Source organism: Mesorhizobium sp. B2-5-3 (assembly GCF_006441005.1).
In the GTDB taxonomy this organism is placed as follows: domain Bacteria; phylum Pseudomonadota; class Alphaproteobacteria; order Rhizobiales; family Rhizobiaceae; genus Mesorhizobium.
Window position 1 is genome coordinate 113860 of sequence record NZ_VFUS01000008.1, and the last position, 25503, is coordinate 139362.

General features: G+C 63.1%; 26 protein-coding genes. 20 read left to right on the forward strand and 6 right to left on the reverse strand.

Annotated features, from left to right (window positions below):
- Nucleotides 1-5: 5 nt before the first annotated feature.
- Genes FJ867_RS19955 through FJ867_RS19965 form a run of 3 tightly spaced genes read left to right on the forward strand, consistent with a single transcriptional unit; the run spans nucleotide 6 to nucleotide 3878 of the window.
- The gene (locus tag FJ867_RS19955) at nucleotides 6-959 is read left to right on the forward strand and encodes an ABC transporter permease (protein ID WP_140498118.1); all 954 of its coding nucleotides are present in this window, start codon (nucleotides 6-8) and stop codon (nucleotides 957-959) included.
- Nucleotides 956-1834, forward strand: coding sequence for an ABC transporter permease (locus FJ867_RS19960; RefSeq protein ID WP_140497909.1), 879 nt, complete (start codon nucleotides 956-958; stop codon nucleotides 1832-1834). The genes FJ867_RS19955 and FJ867_RS19960 overlap by 4 nt, the downstream gene beginning before the upstream one ends.
- On the forward strand, nucleotides 1827-3878 hold the full coding sequence (locus tag FJ867_RS19965) for an ABC transporter ATP-binding protein (RefSeq protein ID WP_140818338.1): 2052 nt from the start codon (nucleotides 1827-1829) through the stop codon (nucleotides 3876-3878). Before FJ867_RS19960 ends, FJ867_RS19965 begins: the two co-directional genes overlap by 8 nt.
- Before the next feature lie 22 nt (nucleotides 3879-3900).
- Here the strand turns inward: FJ867_RS19965 and FJ867_RS19970 are convergent, their stop codons facing one another.
- Nucleotides 3901-4803: a LysR family transcriptional regulator gene (locus tag FJ867_RS19970; protein WP_140685249.1), complete on the reverse strand. Its 903-nt coding sequence runs from the start codon at nucleotides 4801-4803 to the stop codon at nucleotides 3901-3903.
- 114 nt (nucleotides 4804-4917) lie between these two features.
- Here FJ867_RS19970 and FJ867_RS19975 point away from each other — a divergent pair, with 114 nt between their 5' ends.
- The 7 genes from FJ867_RS19975 to FJ867_RS20005 all read left to right on the forward strand — a co-directional run bounded on the left by FJ867_RS19975 (nucleotide 4918) and on the right by FJ867_RS20005 (nucleotide 13430).
- Nucleotides 4918-6573: an ABC transporter substrate-binding protein gene (locus FJ867_RS19975; RefSeq protein WP_140818340.1), complete on the forward strand. Its 1656-nt coding sequence runs from the start codon at nucleotides 4918-4920 to the stop codon at nucleotides 6571-6573.
- Between the two features lie 173 nt (nucleotides 6574-6746).
- A complete protein-coding gene (locus FJ867_RS19980; protein ID WP_140638593.1) occupies nucleotides 6747-7616 on the forward strand; it encodes a DUF427 domain-containing protein in 870 nt (289 codons plus the stop codon).
- Nucleotides 7617-7696: 80 nt separating this feature from the next.
- Nucleotides 7697-8461: an SDR family oxidoreductase gene (locus FJ867_RS19985; protein WP_140685246.1), complete on the forward strand. Its 765-nt coding sequence runs from the start codon at nucleotides 7697-7699 to the stop codon at nucleotides 8459-8461.
- A gap of 447 nt (nucleotides 8462-8908) precedes the next feature.
- A complete protein-coding gene (locus tag FJ867_RS19990) occupies nucleotides 8909-9883 on the forward strand; it encodes an ABC transporter substrate-binding protein (protein WP_140818342.1) in 975 nt (324 codons plus the stop codon).
- Nucleotides 9884-9959: 76 nt separating this feature from the next.
- Complete coding sequence (locus tag FJ867_RS19995) at nucleotides 9960-11045, forward strand: glycine betaine/L-proline ABC transporter ATP-binding protein (protein WP_140818344.1); 1086 nt, start codon at nucleotides 9960-9962, stop codon at nucleotides 11043-11045.
- A complete protein-coding gene (locus tag FJ867_RS20000; RefSeq protein ID WP_140818346.1) occupies nucleotides 11042-13018 on the forward strand; it encodes an ABC transporter permease subunit in 1977 nt (658 codons plus the stop codon). The genes FJ867_RS19995 and FJ867_RS20000 overlap by 4 nt, the downstream gene beginning before the upstream one ends.
- 34 nt (nucleotides 13019-13052) lie before the next feature.
- Nucleotides 13053-13430, forward strand: coding sequence for a GFA family protein (locus FJ867_RS20005; protein ID WP_140818348.1), 378 nt, complete (start codon nucleotides 13053-13055; stop codon nucleotides 13428-13430).
- A gap of 6 nt (nucleotides 13431-13436) precedes the next feature.
- Here FJ867_RS20005 and FJ867_RS20010 read toward each other — a convergent pair whose 3' ends face one another.
- Complete coding sequence (locus FJ867_RS20010; RefSeq protein ID WP_140818350.1) at nucleotides 13437-14795, reverse strand: NAD(P)/FAD-dependent oxidoreductase; 1359 nt, start codon at nucleotides 14793-14795, stop codon at nucleotides 13437-13439.
- 262 nt (nucleotides 14796-15057) lie between these two features.
- Here FJ867_RS20010 and FJ867_RS20015 point away from each other — a divergent pair, with 262 nt between their 5' ends.
- Together FJ867_RS20015 and FJ867_RS20020 are read left to right on the forward strand one after the other, a co-directional pair.
- Nucleotides 15058-15780 (forward strand): XRE family transcriptional regulator, encoded by a 723-nt coding sequence (locus tag FJ867_RS20015; protein WP_140559333.1) that lies wholly within the window; start codon nucleotides 15058-15060, stop codon nucleotides 15778-15780.
- Nucleotides 15781-15891: 111 nt separating this feature from the next.
- Complete coding sequence (locus FJ867_RS20020; protein WP_140818352.1) at nucleotides 15892-16260, forward strand: endonuclease domain-containing protein; 369 nt, start codon at nucleotides 15892-15894, stop codon at nucleotides 16258-16260.
- A 129-nt stretch (nucleotides 16261-16389) separates the two neighbouring features.
- On the opposite strand, the gene FJ867_RS20025 is transcribed toward FJ867_RS20020, so the two are convergent.
- The 4 genes from FJ867_RS20025 to FJ867_RS20040 are packed head-to-tail and all read right to left on the reverse strand — an operon-like array spanning nucleotide 16390 to nucleotide 20171.
- Complete coding sequence (locus FJ867_RS20025) at nucleotides 16390-17430, reverse strand: DUF3445 domain-containing protein (protein ID WP_140818354.1); 1041 nt, start codon at nucleotides 17428-17430, stop codon at nucleotides 16390-16392.
- Between the two features lie 9 nt (nucleotides 17431-17439).
- On the reverse strand, nucleotides 17440-18405 hold the full coding sequence (locus FJ867_RS20030; RefSeq protein ID WP_140818355.1) for a PDR/VanB family oxidoreductase: 966 nt from the start codon (nucleotides 18403-18405) through the stop codon (nucleotides 17440-17442).
- Nucleotides 18402-18998, reverse strand: coding sequence for a dimethylamine monooxygenase subunit DmmA family protein (locus FJ867_RS20035; protein ID WP_140818357.1), 597 nt, complete (start codon nucleotides 18996-18998; stop codon nucleotides 18402-18404). The genes FJ867_RS20030 and FJ867_RS20035 overlap by 4 nt, the downstream gene beginning before the upstream one ends.
- A 39-nt stretch (nucleotides 18999-19037) precedes the next feature.
- On the reverse strand, nucleotides 19038-20171 hold the full coding sequence (locus FJ867_RS20040; RefSeq protein WP_140655679.1) for an aminomethyltransferase family protein: 1134 nt from the start codon (nucleotides 20169-20171) through the stop codon (nucleotides 19038-19040).
- A 283-nt stretch (nucleotides 20172-20454) separates the two neighbouring features.
- Between FJ867_RS20040 and FJ867_RS20045 the strand changes: the two genes are divergently transcribed.
- The 8 genes from FJ867_RS20045 (at nucleotide 20455) to FJ867_RS20080 (ending at nucleotide 25502) form a co-directional block, all read left to right on the forward strand.
- Complete coding sequence (locus FJ867_RS20045) at nucleotides 20455-20736, forward strand: hypothetical protein (RefSeq protein WP_140497875.1); 282 nt, start codon at nucleotides 20455-20457, stop codon at nucleotides 20734-20736.
- Nucleotides 20737-20751: 15 nt separating this feature from the next.
- Nucleotides 20752-21129, forward strand: coding sequence for a hypothetical protein (locus FJ867_RS20050; RefSeq protein ID WP_140497873.1), 378 nt, complete (start codon nucleotides 20752-20754; stop codon nucleotides 21127-21129).
- Nucleotides 21130-21144: 15 nt separating this feature from the next.
- Nucleotides 21145-21306: a hypothetical protein gene (locus FJ867_RS20055; protein ID WP_140551131.1), complete on the forward strand. Its 162-nt coding sequence runs from the start codon at nucleotides 21145-21147 to the stop codon at nucleotides 21304-21306.
- 14 nt (nucleotides 21307-21320) lie between these two features.
- Nucleotides 21321-22724, forward strand: coding sequence for an amino acid permease (locus FJ867_RS20060; protein WP_140497869.1), 1404 nt, complete (start codon nucleotides 21321-21323; stop codon nucleotides 22722-22724).
- Between the two features lie 43 nt (nucleotides 22725-22767).
- Nucleotides 22768-23457, forward strand: coding sequence for a hypothetical protein (locus FJ867_RS20065; RefSeq protein ID WP_181165153.1), 690 nt, complete (start codon nucleotides 22768-22770; stop codon nucleotides 23455-23457).
- Nucleotides 23454-23783, forward strand: coding sequence for a hypothetical protein (locus FJ867_RS20070; protein ID WP_140629160.1), 330 nt, complete (start codon nucleotides 23454-23456; stop codon nucleotides 23781-23783). Before FJ867_RS20065 ends, FJ867_RS20070 begins: the two co-directional genes overlap by 4 nt.
- An 86-nt stretch (nucleotides 23784-23869) precedes the next feature.
- Nucleotides 23870-24766 (forward strand): glutamine amidotransferase family protein, encoded by an 897-nt coding sequence (locus tag FJ867_RS20075; protein WP_140497865.1) that lies wholly within the window; start codon nucleotides 23870-23872, stop codon nucleotides 24764-24766.
- 4 nt (nucleotides 24767-24770) lie between these two features.
- Entirely contained in the window at nucleotides 24771-25502 is a 732-nt protein-coding gene (locus tag FJ867_RS20080) for a GXGXG domain-containing protein (protein WP_140551135.1), read from the forward strand.
- Nucleotide 25503 lies beyond the last annotated feature (1 nt).

Here is a 25503-nt window from a genome sequence, read left to right on the forward strand (position 1 = left end):
TAGCCATTCTCTCCTTCCTTGTCCGGCGCGTCTCGCTTTCGCTCGTCACGCTGTTCCTGCTCAGCATCATGGTCTTCCTGGGCGGGCAGGTGCTGCCCGGCAATGTCGGGCGCGCCATATTGGGGCCGTTCGCCGACCAGCGCGCCGTCGATGCGCTCAACCATTCGCTCGGCGTCGACCGGCCACTGCTTGCCCAGTACTGGAGCTGGATTTCAAACTTCGTCCAGGGCGACATGGGCACGTCCTACATCTTCCGCTCGCCAGTCGCCCCCTTCGTCATCGATGCGCTGGGGAATTCGATGAAGCTGGCGGCGGTCGCCTTCGTGCTGGTGGTGCCGATCGGCATCCTTGGCGGCGTCGTCGCGGCCCTCAACCTCAACCGGCCGCTCGACCGCATCATCAGCCTTGGCGGCCTGTCAGTGACGGTGCTGCCGGAGTTCGTCACCGGCATCATCCTGATCCTGATCTTCGGCGTCTGGCTGCGCTGGCTGCCGATCTCGGCGGCATGGCCGCGCGATGCCGGTTTCTTCACGCAGCTTTACTACCTGATCCTGCCGGCGCTGCCGCTGTTCCTGGTGCTGTTCGGCTATATCGCGCGCATGGCGCGCTCGGGCATGATCGAGGCGCTCGATTCCGACTATACGCGAACCGCGGTGCTCAAGGGCCTGCCCTGGCGCACGGTGATCTGGCGCCATGTGCTGCGCAATGCGCTGCTGCCGACCATCACCGTCATTGCCACCCAGACCGGCTATCTCATCGGCGGGCTGGTGGTGATCGAGACGCTGTTCCGCTACCAGGGTATCGGCTCGCTGATCTTCACCGCTGCGCGCGGCAAGGATTTCCCGATGCTGGAATCGGGCATCCTGACCATTGGCATCGTGTATGCCGTGGCCACCCTTGTGGCCGACTTCCTCTATTCCGTGCTCAATCCACGCATCCGGCTGGGGTCAGAACAATGAGCGCCGTCCAGACCAGTCCCGCCAGACAGGACGACACCCGCCAGCGCAGCCCCCTGGCGGAGGTTTTGTCCTCGCTGCTTCGCTCCGGCACCTTCCTCGTCGGCATCACCATCGTGCTGTTCTGGGTCGCCTGTGCGCTGTTCGGCGAACATTTCGCGCCCTACGATCCGCTCGCCGACGACATCATCAACGCGCTGGCGCCGCCTTCGGCCGAACACTGGTTCGGCACCGACCAGATCGGCCGCGACGTCTTCTCGCGCGTCATCGTCGGCTCGCGCGACATCCTGACCGTGGCGCCGCTGGCGACATTGCTGGCGACGGTGGCCGGCACGGCGCTCGGGCTGCTCACCGGTTACTTCCGCGGTATCGTCGACGATGTCGTCAGCCGCATCCTGGAAGCCTTCATGGCAATCCCGGTGGTGATCGTGGCGCTGCTCGCCATCGTGGCGCTCGGCACGTCCAAGACCACCGTCATCGTGGTCATCGGCCTGAGCTTCGCGCCGATCATCGCGCGCACCGTGCGCTCGGCGGTGCTGGCTGAGCGCGAGCTCGACTATGTCGCCGCGGCCCAGCTCAGGCATGAGAGTGCGCTGCATACGATGTTCGTCGAGATCCTGCCCAACGTCATTCCGCCGATCCTGGTTGAAACGACCGTGCGGCTTGGTTATGCCATTTTCGCGGTTGCCACGCTTTCCTTCATGGGCTTCGGCATCCAGCCGCCGTCGCCGGACTGGGGGCTCTCGATTTCCAGCAATTACGGCATGATCGGCGGCGGCTTCTGGTGGACCGTGCTGTTCGACGCGCTCGCCATCGCCTCGCTGGTGATCGGCGTCAACCTGGCGGCCGACGGCGTGCATGGAGCCTTCAATGACTGAACCCTCCAAGACCCGGAAGGCGCAGGCCCAGAACGCACTCGACCTCAACGACCTGTCGGTCGCTTATCGTGTTTCCGGCCGAAACCGGGCGGTGCTGCGCAATCTCAGTCTCACCATCGGCCAAGGCGAGGCCTATGGGCTGGTCGGCGAATCCGGCTGCGGCAAATCCACGGTCGCCCTTTCCGTCGTGCGCTACCTGCCGCGAAACGGTTCCATATCAGGCGGCGCGATCTCGCTCGACGGACAGGACGTCATGAAGCTCGATGCCGAGGCGCTCAGAAAGATGCGAGCCGAAAGCGTCTCAATGGTCTATCAGGACCCCGGCAAGGCGCTGAACCCGTCGATCCGCATCGGTCGCCAGCTGACCGAGATCTTCGAGCTTGGGGGCAAAACGGGGCAGGCAGCCGAGGATCGCGCAATCGCCATGCTGAACCGGGTGCGGATCTCCGATCCGGTCAGCGTCATGCAACGCTATCCGCACCAGCTTTCCGGCGGCATGCAGCAGCGCGTGGCGATCGCCATGGCGCTGGCCAACGATCCTTCGATGCTGATCCTGGACGAGCCGACGACCGGCCTCGACGCGACCGTCGAAGCCGAGGTGCTCGACCTGATCGCGCAGCTGCGGCAAGAATTGTCGGCCTCGATCCTGTTCATCAGCCACAATCTCGCCGTCGTCTCCAACATGTGCGATCGCGTCGGCGTGCTCTATGCCGGCATGCTGGTCGAGGAAGGGCCGACGGAGGCCGTCTTCAACGATCCGCGCCATCCCTATACGGTAGCGCTGCTGCGCTGCCTGCCGCGCGGCGGCCAGCGCAAGGACCAGGGCCGCCTCGACACCATCCCGGGCTTTTTGCCCGGCATCGGGGCCGACATCAGGGGCTGCCCCTTCACCGACCGCTGCGCTCTCGCTACCGACCGCTGCCGCAACGAGTTGCCGCCGCTCTACGAACTGGGCGGCCGGCTGTCGCGCTGCCACTATCACGAGAAGGCGCAATCCCTGCCGCGCGCGACGCCCGGCGACGCGCCCGCCGCGCCGAAAGCCGCAGCCGCGCCGGTATTGCGGGTCGCCGGGCTGAACAAGACCTTTGCCAGCCATGGCCATTCGCTGCGCGCGGTGAAGGACGTGTCGCTCGATCTCAGGCCGGGCGAAACGCTCGGGCTGGTCGGCGAGTCCGGCAGCGGCAAGACCACTTTCGCCAGGCTGCTGCTCGGCCTCGTGCCGCCCGACGACGGCGGCAGCATCGAGCTCGAGGGCAAGGCGCTGGCGCCGCGGCTGGGGGACCGCAGCGACGACCAGGTCAAGGCGATGCAGATCGTCTTCCAGAACCCGGACTCCGCACTCAACCGCTCGCATTCGATAAGGCATCTGATCGGCCGCGCGCTGAAGCGGCTGGCCGGCTTGAGCGGCAAGGCGCTCGAGGCGCGCCTCGACGACCTCGTCCGCTCGGTGCGGCTGACCGACCGGCATCTGGCCGTGAAGCCGCGCCAGCTGTCGGGCGGGCTGAAACAACGCGTTGCCATAGCGCGCGCCTTCGCCGGCGATCCACGCATCGTCGTGTGCGACGAGCCGACCTCCGCGCTCGACGTGTCGGTGCAAGCCGCGATTCTCAACCTGCTCGCCGATCTGCAAGCGAAGGAAGACGTCAGCTACATCTTCATCTCGCATGACCTTGGCGTGGTGCGCTACCTCTCAGACAAGATCGCCGTGCTCTATCTCGGCCGCATCATGGAACTCGGCCCGTCGGAAGACGTCTTCTCCGGCCCGCATCATCCCTACACCGAAGCGCTGCTGTCGGCCGTGCCCAGGCTCGACCAGACCGAGACGGCGCGCATCCGTCTCGACGGCGAAATCCCCAGCGCCACCAATCCGCCGCCGGGCTGTGTCTTCCACACGCGCTGCCCACGCAAGATCGGCCCGATCTGCGAACAACAGGAACCGCCGCTGGCCGAGGCGCGCCCCGGACACTCGATCCGTTGCCATATTCCCTATGTGGAACTCGCCAGGCTGCAGAGGCCGGCAGCGGTCGATACCGAGCCGGCGTAGCCGAACATACGGCCCCTGCCCTTCACGGATGGCCGGCCATGCTGAAGGACCGGTCGCCCTCGGCAAAGCCCTGCTCGCCGGCCCAATCCCTCGTCAGTGCCCGCAATCCCGCCAAGGCCACGTCGAGCACATCCGACGACGCCGGATTGCTGGGATAGGCAAGATAGATCGGCCGCTGGAACACGGGCGTGTTCGCGACGCGTTTCATTTCGCCGCGCTCGATATGGCCGCTGACGGCGCTGAGCGGCAGATAGGCGGCGGCTTGCTGCGACAGCACGTGCTGCAACCCGATGAAGACCAGGCCGGCCGAAATGGCCGGCTTGACCATGCCGGCAAACGCCCGATCATGCTCGATGCGGAATTCGAGCCCCCAGTCCATCAGTATGTAGTTCTCGGTCCACGGCTTCGTCTGCGCGGCATGCTGGACAAGCACGACCTGATCGACGGCCAGCGTTTCGTAAACGATTCCGGGATGCGGCCGCGGCAGATAGAGGATGCAGATGTCGAGCAGGCCTTCGGCCAGTTGGTCGATTGCCAGATCGGGAAAACTGCCCTCGAGCCGCAACGCCACGTTCGGCCGCTCGGCGCGCATCCATTCGACCCATGGCGAAGTGATGCGCTCCCACAGATAGGCGGGCGCGGTCAGCCGCAGCAGTGTCTCGTAGCCATCGGGAACGGCGATGTCCTGCCTTGATTGCTCCCAGGTACGGGTGATTGCGGATGCATGCGGCAGGAACTGGCGGCCGGCCGGCGTCAGCGTGATGCCATCGCGTTCGCGGACGAAAAGCCGTCGCCCCAACTGCTCCTCCAGCACTCTTATCCGCGCACTGACGGTGGACTGGGCAAGGTTCAGCCGATTGGCCGCGACGGTGAAGCTGCCATGCTCGGCAATCTCCAGGAAACTGCGCAGGTTTTCGGTGTCCATGTCTTGGCTCTCCGCATCGAAAATTCCGATGGCCCCTATCAAAAAATATCGCTTTCCGCTGGCGGTCAACGATGAATTAGATGGCCTGCCCCAAGACAAGCGAGGATTGCAGCCATGCCGAAGCATTTCGAGAGGATCGACATCGCCCGCCGGAATCTCACTGCAATCGAAAATTCCGCTGTCGACGAATTGCTGGCTGGCCGGCTCGACCGGCGCGATTTCCTGCGCCATGGCAGCGTTCTCGGCCTTTCGCTGCCGTTCTTGGGCAGCCTTGTCGCCGCCGCCGGTCTCGGCACGCAAGAAGCCCGCGCCGAAGGCAAACCGGGCGGCACGGTGCGCGCCGGCGTGGCGACGCCGGGCGGGGCCATCGATCCCGTCACCTACTACGACAGCGGCAGCTACCAGCTGGTTTTCCAGACCGCCGAATTCCTCTGCGTCACACAGCCGGACCTCACGCTGAAGCCGGTGCTGGCGGAAAGCTGGTCGCCGAACGAGGACGGCAGCGTCTGGACGTTCAAGCTGCGCAAGGGCGTGAAATTCCACAATGGCGAGGACTTCAAGGCCGACGACGTCGTCGCGACCTTCGACCGGCTGGCCGACCCGGACGGGGCCTCGAACGCGCTTTCGGTGTTCAAGGGCCTGCTGTCGAAGGGCGGCACCCGCAAGGTCGACGACCACACCGTCGCCTTCCATCTCGACGTGCCGAACGGCAGCTTTCCCTATTCGGTGTCGATCGACAACTACAATGCCGTCATCCTGCCGGCGAGCTACAAGGGCGATTACGAAAAGACCTTTGAAGGCACCGGCCCGTTTCGGCTGGAGAGCTACACGCCGAAAGTCGGCGCGACCTTCATCCGCAACCCCGATTATTGGGGCGAGAAGGCGCTGCCGGACCGGCTCGAGTTCAAATTTTACGGCGATGTCCAGCCGCGCATCCTGGCGCTGCAGGCCGGCGAAGTGGACATTCTCGACGCCGTTCCACTCGATGTCAGCCAGGTGGTGCTGAACAGCCCCGACATCACCGTGCTGCGCGTCGCCTCGACCGCGCACCGCCAGCTTCACATGCGCTGCGACATGGCGCCTTTCACCGACAAGCGCGTGCGCCAGGCACTGGCGCTGTGCATCGACCGTTCCAAGCTGGTGGACGGGCTGTGCCGCGGGATGGCGGCGACCGGCAATGACAGCCCGTTTGCGCCGGCCTTCCCCGCGACCGACAGAACGGTGCCGCAGCGCGCCCAGGACATCGCCAAGGCCAAGCAGCTTATGGAAGCCGTGGGCCTCGGCAGCGGCTTCGACATCACGCTGACGACGCTGCGCTACTCCGACACTCCCGGCTACGCGCAGCTGTTCCAGAACTTCGCCAAGGAGATCGGCGCGCGCGTCTCGCTCAACATCGAGGACCAGGACAAATATTACGGCAAGGCGGTGTTCGGTCAATCGGACTGGCTGGACAGCCCGCTCGGCATCACCGACTACGCCCATCGCAGCGTGCCGAACGTGTTCCTGAAAAGCCCGCTGGTCAGCGACGGTCCGTGGAACGCGGCGCATTTCAAGAGCCCAGCCTATGACGGCATGGTCACTTCCTATCTCAAGGCGCTCGACATCGGCGCACAGCGCGCGGCGGCGTCAGACATCCAGAAGCTGCTGCTCGACGAGACGCCTGTCATCTTCAGCTATTTCCCCGACCTCCTGGTGCCGGTGCGCAAGAATGTCAGCGGGCTGCCGCCGATCGCCGCCGGCCTGCTGCTCGACCGGGTGTCGCTGGGATAGAGGCTGGATGGACAATTTCTGATTTCGGGCGGCGAGGCTATCCGCCAGCGGGCTGCGAAGGGCGATGGGGGGCCATTGTTCGAGCCGCTCGACTCAGGAGAAGCCCGCCGCCCGGAAACCCACTCCGATACGATGACTCAATCCAGGTCCATCTCGCTTTGCGCGAACACTCGATGACAAAAGAAAAGAAACGGGAGACTACCATTCGCAAGCCTCATTTGCGCGGCCGCGGGCCGCATTTTCCCTTGCTCGACACGATCGTGCAGTATGAGTTCGAGCCCGGCTACGTCGCCTTCACCATGCCGATGCAGAAGCGGCTGCGCGTGCAAGTGGGATCGATGATCGTCGCCGACACGACCAGGGCGCTGGTGTTCTACGAATCCGATCACCTGCCGGTCTACTACTTCCCGATGAGTGACGTGCGCGAGGAGTTCCTGCTGCCGAGCAGGACGACGACGGAAGATCCGTTCAAGGGCCTGGCTACGCACTACTCGCTCAACACCGGCATCACGCTGGTCGAGGATGCCGCCTGGCGCTATCTCGACCCGGTCAAGGGCTGTCCGCCGATCGCGGACTACATGTCCTTCTACTGGCCCAAGATGACGCACTGGTATGAGGAGGACGAGGAGATCTTCGTCCACGCCCGCGACCCGTTCCGACGGGTCGACTGCCTGCCGTCGACACGGCGGGTGCAGGTGATCCTGGACGGCGAGCAGGTCGCTGATTCACGGCGCGGCGTGTTCCTGTTCGAGACCGGCCATCCGGTACGCCATTATCTGCCGATCTCCGACACGCGGCTCGATATGTTCGCGCCCAGCCGCTACATCTCGCGCTGCCCCTACAAGGGCATCTCCAACTACTATCACGTGACGACGGGCAAGAAGCGCCACGAGAACCTCGTCTGGTACTATCCGGAGCCGGTGCATGAGGCGGAGCGCATCAAGGGCCTGGTCTGCTTCCATCACGAACTGGTCGACAAGATCCTGGTCGACGGCGTCGAGATCCCGAAAGAAGCCACGGCCGCCTCCAACGGCTATTTCTAGCCGCGTCGCCATGCCCGCGCTGAAGGCTTGATCGGAACGCGGGACAGCGCATACCCTCCCTGAAGCAGGGAGGACTCTCGATGGATCTTTTCAAGCTGGACGGCGATGTCGCGCTGGTTACCGGTGCCGGCAGCGGCATCGGCCAGGCAATCGCGATCGGATTGGCGCAGGCCGGCGCCGACGTCGCCTGTTTCGGCCATGCATCGAAGGGCGGGCTGGAGGAGACCGCACAGCGTATCACCGCGCTTGGGCGCAAGGCGCTGGTGCTGACGGGCACGGTGACGTCCGAGGGCGATCTCGCGGCGGCGACCGGCCGCGTCGAGAGCGAACTCGGCGCCCTGACGATTGCCGTCAACAATGCCGGAATCGCCGGATCGGAGCCGGCCGAGACGATGCCCCTGGAGACGTGGCGGAAGGTGCACGAGGTCAATGTCGCCGGCGTGTTCCTGTCCTGCCAGGCCGAAGCGCGCAAGATGCTGGCGCGGCGCAAGGGCTCGATCGTCAACATCGCCTCGATGTCGGGCACCATCGTCAATCGCGGGCTGACGCAGGCGCATTACAATTCCTCGAAGGCCGCCGTCATCCACATGTCGAAGAGCCTCGCCATGGAGTGGGCCGACCGCGGCCTGCGCGTCAATGTGGTCAGCCCGGGCTACACGCTGACGCCTATGAACAAGCGGCCGGAGGTGGCGGAGGAGATCAAGATCTTCAAGCGCGACACGCCGATGGGCCGCATGGCGGCGCCGGAGGAAATGGTCGGGCCGACCGTGTTCCTGGCCAGCCGCGCGTCGAGTTTCGTCACCGGCCTCGACCTGATCGTCGATGGCGGCTACGTCTGCTGGTAAGGTGGCTCGGCAGGTGGGTTGGGTGCGACCTCGCCTGCGGTCCGAATTATGCATCCAGCAAGCCTTAGTCATTGCGCGCGATAAGTGTTGGTATATATAATTTCATCTCATGAAACGGTTCTGGCGATGGGGCTTGCCGGGCCGATAGCCGAGGTCAGGGGACCCTGATGGCTCGCATTTTGCAGGGCGTCATAAGGCTGGCAATCGACCCGCAGGTGATCGTTGTCGCAGCGATCCGTCGGCAGCTATGACGCCGACCTTTCAGCACCATTTCCGCAAATCAAACACTCAGCACAATCCACCTGCGCCGGTTTTGGCCGCGCGATGGCGGAAACGGCCTTGCGCAACGGCAGGTCTTTCCAACACAATCAAGAAAAAACCCAGCAAGGGCAGAAAGACGCAAGAAGGGAACGAACGATAACCGTCACAGCTTGAAGGAGAACAAGCATGTCATTTCGGAGCGGAGTTTCTAAACTGTCCATGGGCGCCGCCGCGCTCGCGGCACTGAGCCTGCCAACGCTTTCCGTCCACGCCGCAGCCCCTGAATCCAACGATCCCATCAAGATCGCGCTGTTCGACTGGACCAGCGTCAATCTCAACGCCAAGATTCTCGGCGGTATTCTCGAAAAGCTCGGCTACACCGTCGAATATCCGACCGCCGATTACCTCTCCAGCCTGACCACCGGTCTCACCAATGGCGACCTCGATATCGGCCTGGAATTCTGGGACACGACCGCCGGCGAGGCGATGAAGGCTTCCGACGCCACCGGCCAGACCGAGCGCCTCGGCAAGCTCGGCCCCAAGGCCAAGGAAGAGTGGTGGTTCCCCGAATATATGAAGGAGAAATGCCCGGGCCTGCCCAATTGGGAAGCGCTGAAGGATCCGAAATGCGCCGAGGCCTTTTCGACGGCCGAGACGGCGCCCAAGGGTCGTTATCTCGGCGGTCCGGTGACCTGGGAGGGTTTTGACGACGAGCGCGTCGAGGCACTCAAATTGCCATTCACCGTCATCCACGCCGGCACCGACGCGGCGATGTTCGCGGAGCTCGATTCCGCTTACCAGCGCAAGGCGCCGATCATGCTGTGGATCTATTCGCCGCATTGGGCGCCGGCCAAATACAAGGGCGAATGGGTTCAATTCCCCGAATACACGCCCGAATGCTACAGCGACCCGAAATGGGGCACGAATCCCGACGCCAAATATGATTGCGGCAAGCCGCATGGCGAGATCTGGAAATATGCCTGGAACGGCATGAAGGACAAATGGCCCGTCGCCTACAAGGTGGCCAAGGCCTACACGGTCGACACCGACGAGCTCAACAAGATGAGCGGTGAGATCGACCTCGGCGGCAAGACGCCGGAGGACGTCGCCGCCGCCTGGATCGCCGCCCACGAAGCCGACTGGCAAGCCTGGGCACAGTGATTGCTCCGACTGGAGAATGAGACCCGGCCGTCGATCGGCCGGGCCTCAATCGTCGATATTCCAGAAGGACGCTTGAATGCCTGACAAGACCGAACAGGGATCGAACGTTGCGGGCGCGCCAAAGGATGCCCGCCCGATAAAGCTGGCCTGCCGCAATGTCTGGAAACTGTTCGGTTCGAACGCGGCCAGCTTCATCCGCGAGCGCGACGGCAAGGCCAGCATGGCCGATGTCGCCGCTGCCGGACTGGTCGGGGCGGTACGCGGCGTCGATCTTGAAATCCGCCAGGGCGAGGTCTTCACCATCATGGGGCTCTCGGGGTCGGGCAAGTCGACCCTGGTGCGCTGCATGTCGCGTCTGGTCGAGCCGACGCACGGCAAGGTCGAGTTCGAGGGCAAGGACCTGCTCAAGATCTCCGATGCGGCGCTCATCGAACTCAGGCGCCACCGCATGGGCATGGTGTTCCAGAATTTCGCGCTGCTGCCGCATCTCAACGTGCTGGACAACATCGCCTTTCCGCTCAGCATCCAGGGGCAGGACCGCGCGACGCGCGAAGCACGCGTCCGCGACGTGATCGAGCTTGTCGGCCTGCGCGGCCGCGAGCATTTCTATCCGCGCGAGCTGTCAGGCGGCCAGCAGCAGCGTGTCGGCATCGCCCGCAGCCTGGCGACCAAGCCGGAGATCTGGTTCCTCGACGAACCGTTCTCGGCGCTCGACCCGTTGATCCGCCGCGAGATGCAGGACGAGTTGATGCGATTGCAAACCATGCTGCACAAGACCATCGTCTTCATCACCCATGATTTCGACGAGGCGATAAGGCTGGCCGACCGCATCGCCATCATGAAGGATGGCGAAGTCATCCAGATCGGCACGCCGGAGGAACTGGTGGTTAATCCCGCGACAGACTATGTCGCCGAATTCACCCGCGACGTCGACCGCGCCAAGGTGATCTCGGCGAAGAGCCTGATGCGCGCCTGCGACGGCGCCGAGCATGGCGGCACGGTGGCGCCGGAGGCCAAGATTGCCAGCTTCTCGGCCAGCATCGTGGCGGGCGGCAGACCGTTCGCGGTGATCAACGGCAGCGGCAAGCCGATCGGCGAGGTGACGCCGCAAGCGGTGATCGACCTGCTCGCCGGCATCGAGAGGTCAGGAGCCGGTGCATGACAGTAACGGCAAGCGCCAGTGGGACGAGGCCGCGACCGGCGCAGACCTGGCTGCTGGTCTGGGCCGCAGCGCTTGCCGTGGTGCTGGTCGTGTTCCTGCTCCAGGACAGTCTTCCCTGGGCCGTCAATTATCCGGCCGAGGCGATCGTGCCGGTCGCCGATTGGGTCAGCGCCCTGATGCGCTGGATAAAGATAAACCTGTCATGGCTGACGCGGTCGATCACTGCCGTGCTCGGCGTGCCGCTCGATTTCGCGCTCGACCTTCTGGCAAAGAATTTCAAGATCGGTCACGGCGCTGACGCCTATGTGCTGCCGCGCCTGTCCTGGATCGGAATCTGCGCGGCGGCCTTTGTCGCCGGGCATGCGGCTGGCGGGCGCAAGCTCGGCATGTTGGTCGGCGGCTGTTTTCTCTACATCGCGCTGTTCGGCCAATGGACCAGCGCCATGCTGACGCTGGCACTGATTTCCATCGCCGTGCCATTCTGCATCGCCACGGGATTGTTCGTCGGCATCTGGGCCTGGCGGAAACCCTGGGCGGAGCGGCTGGTGGTCTCCCCTGCCCTCGATCTGATGCAGACCATCCCGACCTTCGCGTACCTCATCCCGATGCTGCTTCTGTTCGGCAACAGTCCGGTTTCGGCGATGATCGCCACCGCCATCTTCGCCACCCCGCCAATGGTGCGGGCAACGATGCTCGGCCTGTCGCGGGTGCCGTCCGAGATCGAGGACTTCAGCGAGATGGCCGGCTGCACGGCGCGGCAGAAACTGTGGCGCGTGCTTTTGCCGTCGGCGCGGCCGACGCTGATGGTCGGCGTCAACCAGGTGATCATGCTGGCGCTGAACATGGTGATCATCGCCTCGATGATCGGCGCCGGCGGGCTAGGCTATGACGTGTTGCTGGCGCTGCGTGCGCTGAAGGTCGGCGAAGCCATGGAAGCGGGGCTGGCCATCGTGGCGCTAGCCATCGCGCTCGACCGGCTGAGCCAGGCCATCGCCGCCAACCATGCAAAAGGTCACGTCCACCGGCAAGTCCAGCCCGCCTTCTGGCAGCGCAATCTGACGCTGGCCGTCGCCATCCTGATCGTCACCACACTGCTTGGCCTCTTCGTGCCTGCCTTCGCGGCGGTGCCGAAGGCGATCACCTTCACCACGGCGCCATTGTGGAAAGCGGCGGTGAATTGGGTGACGATCAATTTCTTCGATGTCGTCGAGGCGTTCCGCGTGGCGTTGATCCTCAACGTGCTGAACCCGGTGCGCGCCTTCTGCGAGGGCTTTCCGTGGCTGGGCGCGGTGTTCCTGCTCGGCCTTGCGGGCTATCAGCTTTCCGGGTTGCGCCTGGCCGCTCTGGTGGCAGTGCTGACCGCCTTCTGCGCCGTCACCGGGCTGTGGGAAAAGACCATGGCGACCGTCTATCTCTGCGGCATCTCGGCCTTCATCGCTTGCCTGATCGGCATTCCGATCGGCCTGATGGCCGCGCGCAGCGACCGCTTCGAGAAGGTGATCACCCCCGTCATCGACACGCTGCAGGTGCTGCCCTCCTTCTGCTTCATCATTCCGGTGGTGATGCTTTTCCGCGTCGGCGACGTCACCGCGATGATCGCAACGATAGCCTTCGCCGTGGTGCCGGCGATCCGCTACACCAATCACGGTATCAGGCAAGTGCCGCCGGCACTGATCGAGGCGGCCAAGGTTTCGGGCTGCACGCCGCGCCAGACTTTCTTTCGCGTGCAGTTACCGCTGGCGCTGCCCGAGATCATGCTGGGCGTCAACCAGACGATCCTGATGGCTTTGGCGATGATCATCATCTGCGCCATGGTCGGCACCCGTGATCTCGGCCAGGAGGTGTTCATCGCGCTGTCCAAGGCCGATTCCGGCCGCGGCATCGTGGCGGGCCTCGCCATCGCCTTCATCGGCATCGTCGCCGACCGGCTGTTCAATGCCTGGACGGCGAAGGCACGGGCGAGGCTGGGTTAAAGCTCAAGCGGCGAACTTATCAAGGGAGGAAGACATGACCAGCAGGATTGCCCGCTGCGCCTGTGGCCAATTGCAGATCCGCTGTCCGCAAGAGCCGGCCAAAATATCGCTTTGCCACTGCCTGGACTGCCAGCGGCGCACCGGCAGTCCGTTCGGGATAGCGGCTTTTTTCGATGCCGACGCGATCGACATCGACGGCTCATCCCACATATTCCGGCGCAATTCCGACAGCGGCTTTCCCGTCACTTTCCACTTCTGTGGAAACTGCGGCTCGACGGTGTTCTGGTATCCGTCGCGCAAACCGGAGGCGGTCGCTGTCGCGGTCGGCTGTTTCGCCGATCCGTCTTTCCCTGCGCCGACGCAAGCCGTCTATGGCGAAAGCCGCCACGACTGGGTCGTGTTGCCGGCCTGAAAGCCGCTACTCCGCCGCGACGCCCTTCACCTCCAGATAGCTCTCCATCGAATCGTCCAGCGCCTGCAGCCACGGCGTATGGTGCAGCGGCGCCATGGTGCCGGTCATCAACGAGCGGTAGGAATGGTCGCGGAAGCTCATGATGTCTTCCACCTTGTGATGCTCCCATTCCATGAAGGTCTGGTTGACCGCCTCGACGTCGAAGCCGGGATAGTCGGTCTGGTCCATCAGTTCCTTGGTGTAATCGCCCTGGAACCAGATCATCTGCTCGGCGTCTTCCAGCGTCTCCTCGCGCGCCCGCCATCTGGCGCCGTGCTCGGCCATTGCCTGCGCGGACGGCAGCTTGATGCGGCCCATGATGACGTCGCGCGCGAACCAGGCCTGCGCGTCGAACATGTTGAAAGTGTAGAACTGGTCCTGCATGCCAATGTAGAAAAGCTTCGGGTTCTTCTCCCAAACGACGCCTTCATAGAGATCCAGCGGCCACATGCGGTTGGCGGTCTTGAGCTTCAGGTCGTCAGTGAGGAAGGGGAAGGAATGGAGATAGCCGGTGCACAGGATGATGGCGTCGACATCCTTGGTTGAACCATCCTTGAAATGCGCGGTCTTGCCGACGACCTTCTGCAGCAGCGGCACCTCTTTCCAGTTCTCAGGCCATTTGAAGCCCATCGGCTTGGAGCGGTAGCTCGAGGTGATCGACTTCGCGCCGTATTTGTAGCATTGCGAGCCGATGTCCTCGGCCGAATAGGAGCGTCCGATGATCAGGATGTCCTTGCCCTTGAATTCCATCGCGTCGCGGAAATCGTGGCTGTGCAGGATGCGGCCGTTGAAGGTCGAGAACCCCTCGAAATAGGGAACGTTTGGCACCGAGAAATGCCCGGAGGCGACGACGACATTGTCGAACTCTTCCGAATAGGTGACGTCGTTGGTGCGGTCATGCGCGGTGACGGTGAATTTCTTCGTCTCGTCCGAGAAGGTCACCATTCGCACCGGGCTGTTGAACCGCACCCATTTGCGCACGCCTGACTTTTCGACGCGGCCCTTGATGTAGTCCCACAGCACGGCGCGCGGGGGATAGGAGCCGATCGGTCGGCCGAAATGTTCCTCGAACGTGTAGTCGGCGAATTCCAGGCATTCCTTCGGCCCGTTCGACCAGAGATAGCGATACATCGAGCCGTGCACCGGATCGCCATGTTCGTCGAGGCCGGTGCGCCATGTATAATTCCACAGGCCGCCCCAGTCGGACTGTTTTTCGAAGCAGACGATCTCGGGAATGCCTGCCCCTTTGTCGGCCGCCGACTTGAAGGCCCTGAGCTGTGCTAGGCCGGACGGCCCGGCCCCGATGACGGCAACGCGAGTGTTCATGTCCGGGCCTCCATTTTTTTGATTTCCCCAGCGAAACAAATTTCACTGCCAGTGACAGTAATTGGCCCTCCGGCACTGTCAACAGCCATCTGCGGGAACGGCGTTTGCGCACGGCGGATTCCTGGCGAAGAACCCGCATTGCCCGAAATCGCGGGATTGGCGCATGCGGCATAAGACGGCTTGCCGACGCGGCTGCGCTCATGTATCGCCACCGAACATGTTCACCTTGAGTGAAATAAATCCGCGAAGTCCGGGGGGCGACATGGCGAAAAACGCTTCAAATCCAAAGGCCGGTGCTGGAGCCGGCGGCGCAAAGGCAAAGCCGCTGTCAAAGGTCTCGGTGGACGGGAAGACCATCCGCGCGCCGCTGACCCAGAACCCGCACGCCATCCGCGACACGCGTGAAAAGGTGCTGGAAGTGGCGATCGGCCGCGAGGTGCGCGCGTTCCGCAAGAAGCTCGGCATCACTGTCGCCGATCTGGCGGTCGCCACCGACATTTCGCTGGGCATGCTGTCGAAGATCGAGAACGGCATCACCTCGCCGTCGCTGACCACTTTGCAGGCGCTGTCGCGGGCGCTGGGTGTTCCCGTCACCGCCTTCTTCCGCCGCTTCGAAGAGGAGCGCAGCGCCGTTTTCGTCAAGGCGGGCGAAGGGTTGGACGTCGAGCGCCGCGGCACGCGGGCCGGCCACCAGTACAATCTGCTTGGTCACATCGGCTCGAACACCAGCGGCGTCGTCGTCGAGCCCTATCTGATCACGCTGACCGAGGATTCGGACGTGTTCCCGACCTTCCAGCACGAGGGCATGGAATTCCTCTATATGCTCGAGGGCGAGGTCGTTTACCGACACGGCAGCAATCTCTATCCGATGAAGCCCGGCGACAGCCTGTTCTTCGACGCCGACGCCCCGCACGGACCGGAGCAGCTGACGAAACTGCCCATGCGCTATCTGTCGATTATTTGCTATCCGCAGAGCGCGGGTTAACGGGGCTCGATTTCCTTTTTTACAGCATTGGCGATTGGCGAAAGCCGAAGTGACATCCGATCTCCCCCCTTGAGGGGGAGATGTCCGGCAGGACAGAGGGGGGGAACCGCGATGACGCATAATCTCGTATCCTCCAACAACCGCCGCAATGCGCGCAGGATGCGCAAGGTGATGACCGACGCCGAACTCAAGCTCTGGAATGAGATCAGGGCACGTAGGTTGATGGGACTGGGGTTTCGGCGCCAGATGCCTATCGCCGGCCATATCGTCGATTTTGCATGCCCGGACAAAAAGCTGATCGTCGAGCTTGATGGTTCCCAGCATGGCCAAGCCGAAGCGTTGGAATTGGACGCTGCAAGAACCGCCAAGTTCGAAGCCCTGGGCTGGACCGTCCTGCGCTTCTGGAACGACGATGTTATCCGCGACATCGACAGTGTCTGCCAGCATGTCGTGATTGTGGCCGGGCTGGGCGGCGGGTGAGTTTCGCGGAGCGTTAGAGGTTGGACATTGGGCAAGGCCTGCGCTCCACGGCGCCCCCCTCTGCCCTGCCGGGCATCTCCCCCTCTTGGGGGGAGATTGGCTGCTTGGAGGGCAGCGTCAATACAGCAATCAATCCGGCCCGAATCCCGGGCTCGTCGCACTGCCATCATCCAATTTCGACAGCCACTCGACCAGTGTCGGGCGGTAGCGCGTCAGCCCCTTGTAGGTGGCAAGCTCCTCGGGCAGGTCGCGGATGACGCGGTGCAGGCGGCGGGCCCATTTGGGCTGCGTCACCAGTTCGTCCATCTTGATCAGGTAGCAGCGGATCGGGAAGACGATGGCGTTGGAGCGCGGCAGGCGCCAGAAGCTCTGCAACTCGACGCGCAGATGCACCTTGTCGCCGACATTGTCGGGCGTCACCGTCGCCCGGTCCGGGCCCCATTTGTGATAATTCTCGGGGCTGGTGTCGAGGCGCGGATTGACGGTCATGGTCCAGTTGAGGCGACGCGCCGGCTTGCCCTGCTGGATGTTGATGAGGAACTTCAGCGCCCTGACGAAAATCCCCTTTTCATGTGCCAGCGGTACCGGCGCGTGCCACTCGAAGAAGTTCATGCCGATGTCAAAATCGAGCGACCAGTCGGCCTGGGTGGTGACCATTCCGGCATCCATCCAAAGATTGCCGTCGCGCTGATCGAGGATGCAGAAATCGCCCTGGCTCTGGCGGGTGATGTACTCCATCGGCCCGTAAGGCAGCGTCGTTGTGTCGCCGAAGGTGAAGGTGTCGTCGATGCCGAGCGGCCGGTTGATCCAGCGCCAGCGATCACCGTCTCGGGTCAGCGTGAAATGCTCGGGATAGCCCAGCGCCTGCTGCTCCATCAGAAGTTCGAGCAGATCCCAGCCGGCGAGCGTCATGTGCGGCAGCGACTGGCAGCGCAACGGATCCTCGGCCAGGACCAGAGCGCGGTCCTGCATCTCGGCGACATAGTGCTCATCGACATCTATCAGGTTTTCCAGCACGCTGCCCTTCGGACCGACGACATGCGGCTCGATGTTGACCGCATACATGTAGCTGTCTTCATGGAACGGAAACGGGAACCGCCTGATGTGCTCAGGGCTGTTCCTGAAGGTGAAGTCGTCGCGAAACGTTTCCTTGCGAAAGGTGATGCCCAAGCTCGCCTCCTATCTTTCCAAGACCAGCGATTTGCCTTCGAAGCGCGACACGCACGGCATGATCTTGCAGCCGGAGCGATGATCTTCTTCGCTCAGCCAATGGTCGTTGTGGATGAACTTGCCGTCGGACGAGATGACGTTGGTTTCGCACTGGCCGCAGACGCCGCCGCGGCAGAGATAGGGTGGATCGACGCCAGCCGCCTCGATCGCCTCGAGCAGGCTCTGCTGCTCGCCGACGCGGATGGTCTTGCCGCTGACGGCCAGCGTCACATCGAAGGGCAGGCCCGGCTGCGGTGCCGCGAAATGCTCGAAATGCACGGTCTCCGGTGGCCAGCCAAGCGCAGCGGCGCGCTCGCGCACCCAGCCGATCATGCCGGCCGGACCGCAGACATAGAGATGCGTGCCGAGCGGCTGCGACGACAGCAGCCGGTCGAGATCGACGCGTTCCCCGCGGTCGTCGTGATAGAGCCGGACCCGGCGGCCGTAACGCTGTTGCAGCACATCGGCATAAGTGCCGAGCGAAGCCGTGCGGCAGGTGTAGTGCAGTTCGAAATTGCCGCCCTCGCCCGCCAACTGCGCGGTCTGGGCCATGAAGGGCGTGATGCCGATGCCGCCGGCCAGCATCAAATGTTTCTTCGCCCTGAGATCGAGCGAGAACAGATTGACGGGATAGGAGATCACCATCTCCAGCCCGGGCCTGACGCTCCGGTGCATGAAAAGCGAGCCGCCCCGGCCGACATCGTCGCGACGTATCGAGATCGTGTATTCGCGCGTGTCGAGCGGCGAGCCCATCAGCGAATAGGGATTGAGCCTTGTGCGGTCGCCGTCGCGCATCTCGACCACGACATGGGCGCCGCCTGAAAAGGTCGGCAACAGCTCGCCGTCGCGGCGGCGGAAATGAAAGCGGGTGACCAGCTCGTTGACGGGGACAACATCGCTGACGACGACGTCGAGTTTGGTGGTGCCGGTGCTCATCGGAAGACCTCCTCGAACGGAGGAATTTCGCTGCGATCCTCGGCATTGATGCAGACGCCCTGGAACGCCGCCAGCCGCCGCGAATAGTGGTCGCGCACCAGAAGTAGCAGGCCGCAATGCGAGCAGGTGGCGGGTTGCGTGGTTACATTCTCGGTGATGCCCTTGCAATGCACGCACTGCACGCGGCGCGCCAGCGAGCCGCGATGTTCGGTCTGGATCGCGGTGTGGTCGATGCCGGCTTCGAGCGCCACCTGCATGGCCTGGCCGATCAGCCCTTCGGTACCGGCGAGATAGAGGCGCAGGCCCATATGCGCGTTATCAAGCGTCTGTTTCAGCCGCGGCAGCAGGCTGGCGAAGGACGGCGCCTGGTGGAAGCGCGCCGGTTTCAGCGCTTCGAGAGCGGCGACATGCCTGTCGTCCGGCACGGGAATGAAGACGATTTCGGCACCGTCGAAGAACCTGTCCGGAGCCGTCTTGGCCATGTCCGCTATCGCCAGCGCACCCTCGGCATCGGCGATGAAAAGATGGTGCTTGCCGGGCTGCGGAGACAAGCTTCCGTAGACGGGCCGGCTGATGATCGACTTGGCTGCCATTCTCTGCTTCGCGCCTCGAACCCTCGCTTCGACTATGCCTCAGCCTTTCGCCGTGCGCTTGGTCTTCCTTGGGTCGTCGAACGGCAATGGCTGCGCCGTCGCCTTGATCGATCCGCTCCTGTTGCGGATCTCGAGCCTTGTGTCCTTGACGGCGCAGTCGACGTCGAGGCGGGCGATGCCCATCGATTTCTCGACCAGCGGCGAATACATGGCGCAGGTGACGACGCCGACTTGTCTGCCATCGCGATAGACCGGAGCGCCCTCGTCGGCCGGCTCCTTGCCGTCGAGCAACACGCCATAGATCTTGAAGCGCTCCTTGCCCTTGAGACGGTAGTGCTCCTCGGCGCCCCGAAAGCCGGTCTTGCCCGGGCTGACGGTGAAGTCGAGGCCGAGTTCCCACAGCGTGTCGCCGGGGCCTTCATTCTCGAACGGATATTTCTGCGAATTGTCGTAGGGATAGAACAGGAGATAGCTCTCGACGCGCAGCATGTCGAGCGTAGTGAAGCGGCACGGGATGATGCCGGCGCTCTTGCCCTCGTCGAGGATCCTGTCCCAGATCGTGCCGGCATCCTGGCCGCGGCAGAAGATTTCATAGCCGCGCTCGCCGGTATAGCCGGTGCGCGAGATCATCACCGGAAAACCGAAGAGCTGCGTCTGCATGTGATGGAAATAGTTGAGGTCGCGAATGCCCGGCACGTGCCTGGCAAGATAGTCGACCGCCGCCGGCCCCTGCAGCGAGAGGTCGTGCAGATTGTCGTCGAAGCGCAGCGACACGTCCCTGCCCATCGCCGCCCGCTGCAACTCCTCATGTCCGGTTCCCGAGCCATGCACCACCATCCAGCTATTCGGCCCGGTGCGGTAGAGGATGCAGTCGTCGGTGAATTTTCCCGCCTCGTTGAGCATGCAGGCATAGGCCGATTTGCCGGGATAGATTTTTTCGACGTCGCGCGTGGTGGCGAGATCGATGAGGTGCGAGGCGTGCGGGCCTGTGAGGTGGACCTTCTTCAGGCCCGAGACATCCATCAGCCCGGCCTTGGTGCGGATAGCGATGTATTCCTCGTCGGCATCCTTGTCGTAGGTCCAGGCGGTGCCCATGCCGCTCCAGTCTTCGAGTTTCGAACCCAGCGCGCGATGGCGATCCGCCAGGGTTGAAAATCTCCAGGATGCCGTCATCCGATCCTCCGTTCGATATTTTGATTATGTTCCCTGCTCCTGTGCGCGCGGGCTGGAGCTTTGAGCGAATATTGATCGCAAACGCGTGGGGCCTGCAATCCCCTGAAAGCAAATAATTTCATTGTCAGGCAAAATTCGTCATCCGAACAAGACGGTTAACTCTGCGTAAATTCGTCTTGACAATTTCCGAATTCGGTCTGAATTTATGAAAAAAATTTCACTCTCTTGAAAGAGAACGGCGGACGGTGGATTCGGAACCGGACGTCGAAAAAGGGGAAAACCGATGTCAGACCTGCAGCAGCGCATCGAGGCGCTGTACCGTTCCGACTTGCGCGGATCCGCGCTCCTGATCATCTGCCTGTGGGCGACGATCCTCTTCGTCCTCTTCATGACATGGCCGCATATCCCGCATGACGGCATCAAGGCCGTCGTCGCGATTGCCGCCGCCGCGGTGCTGATCTTCAACACGGCGGCGATCCTGGCCATGGTCAACCACTACAAGGAGGACAAGGAGTTCATCTACGGGCTCGACATCAAGAACTACGACCGCAACCGCAAATCCTGAGGGGGGGAGAGAAGCATGTCCCGCTACACGCCGCCGCAACAGAGCAAGGCCGGGCAGGTCTTCGATATCGCCGTCGTCGTGGTCGCCATCTTCGTGGCGCTGTGGCTGCCGCTGAAACTGGGATTGGCGGGAGCAGCCAAGTCCATCGACGCGCTCGACGCCAAGACCTGGGAGGCGCTCGGCCAGAACCCGACCATGGCGTCGATCTGGGAAAGGCTCGGCTATACGCCAGAGACCGCGCACGACATAATCCAGAACCGTTTCCACTACATCATCGACTGGCCGACGCTTGTTGTCATGGCAGCCGTGCTAATCGGTTATTTCGTGTTCCTGTTCCGGGCATCGGACCGCGAATATCGCGACGTCATCAACGAGAAGTTCGACGAGAAATAATCCGGGGACAAGACCATGTGGATAGCGCTCTCTTACGCATGCTGGGGCATCTCGATCGTGCTTGCGCTGTGGATGCTCTACGATTGGTTCAAGGTCGATACGACCTACTCCGAGGATGTGCTGACGTCCTCGCGCGAAGGCGAACTTGAAGCCGCTTCCGAAAAACACCGGATCTGAGTGGGGATTGATCGATGACGGTCGTGGTTGAAACTGCGGGTTCGGCAACAAATGGCGACAGGGTCTCGCTGCTTCGGGTGCTTGGCCCGGCCCATGTCTGGGCGTTGGGTGTGGGCATCGTTCTGGTCGGCGAGTTCACCGGCTGGAATTTCTCCGCCGACAAGGGCGGCGCGCTTGCCGCGCTGATCGTCTGCTGGGTCGTCGGGCTGCTCTATACCTCGGTCGCCATGATCGATTCCGAAGTGACGTCGACGGTCGCCGCCGCGGGCGGCCAATATGCGCAGGCCAAGCACATCGTCGGGCCGCTGATGGCCTTCAACGTCGCGCTGTTCCTGGTCTTTGCCTACACCATGCTCGAAGTGTCGGACGCCATCCTGCTCGGCGACACGATCGTCGCCAAGGCGGGCGTCGAGGGCCTCACCCACAACTCCTTCATCGCCGCCACCATCGTCGTCCTGGCATGGCTCAACTATCGCGGCGTGCTGATGACGCTCAACGTCAACTTCGTCATCACCGCGATTGCCTACATCTCCATCGTTATCCTGTTCTTCTCGGTCAGCCCGTGGACGCAAGGCGCGGTGCTCAAGCTCAACGAGTTGGTCACCCCAGAGAACGCGCTGCCCTATGGCTGGATCGGCGTCATCGCCGCTTTCCAGTTCGGCATCTGGTACTATCTCGGCATCGAGGGCACCACGCAGGCGGCCGAGGAAGTGCGCTCGCCCGCGCGCTCGCTGCCTTATGGCACGATGGCCGGCATGATCACGCTTCTGATCGCCGCCGCCATGACCTGGTATGTCTGCGCCTCGCTGATGCCCTGGGAATATCTCGGCATCACTTATTATCCGCTGTGGGACGCCGGCAAGCTGACCGGCAACCCGCTGCTGGAAAACCTGCTGTTCATCGCCACGCTGCTTGCCGCACTGGCGTCCGCCAATGGCTGCATCAACGACGCGGCGCGCGCCTGGTTCTCGCTCGGCCGCGATCGCTACCTGCCGAGCTGGTTCTCGGCGGTGCACCCGAGATACCGCACACCCTACCGCTCGATCCTGTTCCTGCTGCCGATCGCGCTCGCCTTCGCCTTCATCGCCGACCTCAACCAGGCGATCACCTTCTCGATCCTGTCCGGCGTGCTGCAATATACGTTCATGAGCATCAACATCATGATGTTCCGGAAGAAGTGGCCTCTGGGTTCGATCCGCCGCGGCTACACGCATCCCTTCCACCCGCTGCCGGCGATCGTCTTGTTCTGCCTGTGCGTGGTCACCTTCTTCGCGATCTTCCTCGGCTTCGGCTCGCAGCTCATTGCCATGGTCGCGTTCTATTTCCTGATCTCGCTGTGGTTCCATTTCTATCGCTACAAATTCGTGCGGCGCGGCGACCAGTTCACCATGCCGTGGCCGAAACCGCAGGGCTATTGATGGGAGTAGGCCCGTCCGAATTGGGCGGGCCTGGCATGACGAAATGTCCGAGGTGACGTCAGCACTGCTTGCCGGGGCGGCTGTCCTGGCTCTCGTCCTGCACTTTGCCTGGCTGGCACGCCGCAGCCGCGACAGGGCTGCCGTGGCGCGCGCCGCCGACCAGGCCAGCATCCGCGCCGTCATTGCCGACGCCGAAGATGTCTCGGACGGTACTGCCGGCGTCGTTACGTGGGAAGGCTCGTGGAACGGCCAGCGCGTGCAGTTGCGCACCATCGTCGACACGCTGGCGACGAGAAAGCTGCCGGCGCGCTGGCTCAGCGTATCGATAACGGAGAAAACAGCCGTGCCCGGCACCTTCGACATGATGATGCGGCCGGGCTCGCCGACGACATTCTCCAATTTCGACCATCTCGACCACACGCTGCCGAAGGCGCCCGGCTTTCCCGCCGAGGCGGTGCTTCGAACGGACCGCAGAGGCGTGCGCTTCCCGCAAAACATCATCGCCGACCATCTGGAGCCCTTTTCAGAAGGACGCGCCAAGGAGCTACTGATCACGCCAAAGGGTGTGCGTATCGTCTGGCTGCTGGCCGAAGCCGAGCGGGCCCGCTACGGTGTCTTCCGGCAAGCCGCTTTCGGTGACGCGCAAATCGACCCGGCGCTGATCTCGCGGCTGCTCGTATCCCTTTCGGGACTGCGCGACGCGATCAACAGGAACGAACGGAAAGCGGCATGACCAGCGCAACCCCCTCGCCCGGACCTACCAGCCCATATATCGTCTTGGGCGCGGCAACCCTGCTGCCGGGCAGCGGCCACGTCATGCTGGGCGTTCCCACGCGCGGCCTGCAGTTTCTTTTCTTCATGGTCATCCTGGCCTGGGTGACGGCGAAGATCGCCCCGCCCGACGCCAGCTTTGTCGGCCGCCACGCCGGCGGCTTCCTGATCTATGCGCTGTCGATCCTCGACGCCTACAAGATGGCTCGTATCCGGACCGCCAAATGGGCCCATTCCATGCGCCGACAAGGCGATGGGCCGCCGGATGGGACAAAACACAACGCGTAACGAGAGGAATATTTTTTTCATACCAATTGAATTCCCCGAACTCATTCGATACATCATTTTTAGCTACAAAGGGTCTGGAGGCTGGCATGTGCGGAATCGTTGGACTTTTCCTCAAGGACAAAGCGCTGGAGCCGCAGCTCGGTGCGATGTTGTCGCAGATGCTGGTATCGCTCAGCGATCGCGGACCCGACAGCGCCGGCATCGCGATCTATGGCGCGCCGTCCCGCAACGAGGCCAAGATCACCATCCAGTCGCCGAGGCCGGAGCGTGATTTCCGTGGACTGGACGCCGAACTCACCAAGGCGCTCGGCGTGCCGGTGAGCGTCATGGTAAAATCGACGCATGCCGTCATCAGGACCACGCCCGAAAAGGTCGATGCCGCGCGTGAGACCATCCAGTCGCTCAGGCCCGACATCCGCATCATGGGTGCCGGCGAAGCCGTGGAAATATACAAGGAAGTCGGCTTGCCCGAGGCTGTGGTCGACCGCTTCGACATCCGTGGGATGACCGGAACGCATGGCATCGGGCACACCCGCATGGCGACGGAATCGGCGGTGACGACGATGGGCGCGCATCCGTTCTCGACCGGCGCCGACCAGTGCCTGGTGCACAATGGCTCGCTGTCCAACCACAACAACGTTCGCCGCGAACTGGTCCGCGAAGGCATGAAATTCGAGACCGAGAACGACACCGAAGTGGCGGCCGCCTATCTCTCCTCCCAGATGGCGCATGGCAAGAACCTCGGCGAGGCGCTGGAGGGCACCCTCTCAGATCTCGACGGTTTCTTCACCTTCGTCGTCGGCACCAAGAACGGCTTCGGCGTGGTGCGCGACCCGATCGCCTGCAAGCCCGCCGTGATGGCCGAAACGGACCAGTATGTCGCCTTCGGCTCGGAATATCGCGCGCTGACCAAACTGCCCGGCATAGACAATGCGAGAGTCTGGGAACCGGAACCCGCAACCGTCTATTTCTGGGAGCATTGAGTTCATGCCGGCAACAAAACTTTCAACCGCGGCGGCGAGCGACCATGCCTCCCGGGTGTTCGACCTGGACCAGATGTCGCTGCGCGAGCTCAACCAGGCACTGCACAATCTGACGCCAGGCTCGAACGAGACCGCCTGGGAAGTGTTGAACCCGAAGGGCAGCCATTCGGTCGCCGTCGGCGTCGACCAGCCGGTCAGCATCGATGTGCGCGGCAGCGTCGGCTATTACTGTGGCGGCATGAATTCCGGCAGTGCCATCACCGTGCATGGTTCGGCGGGACCCGGCGTCGGCGAAAACATGATGTCGGGGTCGATAACAGTCAAAGGCGACGCCAGCCAGTATGCCGGCGCCACCGGCAAGGGCGGGCTGCTCGTCATCGAGGGCAATGCGTCCTCGCGGTGCGGCATTTCGATGAAAGGCATCGACATCGTCGTGCACGGCAATATCGGCCATATGTCGGCCTTCATGGCACAGTCCGGCAATCTGGTGGTGCTGGGCGATGCCGGCGACGCGCTCGGCGATTCCATCTACGAGGCACGGCTATTCGTGCGCGGCAAGGTCGACAGTTTGGGCGCCGACTGCATCGCCAAGGAAATGCGGCCCGAACACCTCGAACTCCTGCAAGGCCTGCTCGATCGTGCCGGCGTCACCGGCGTCAAGCCGTCGGAGTTCAAGCGCTACGGCTCGGCGCGCACGCTCTACAATTTCAATATCGACAACGCCGACGCGTATTGAG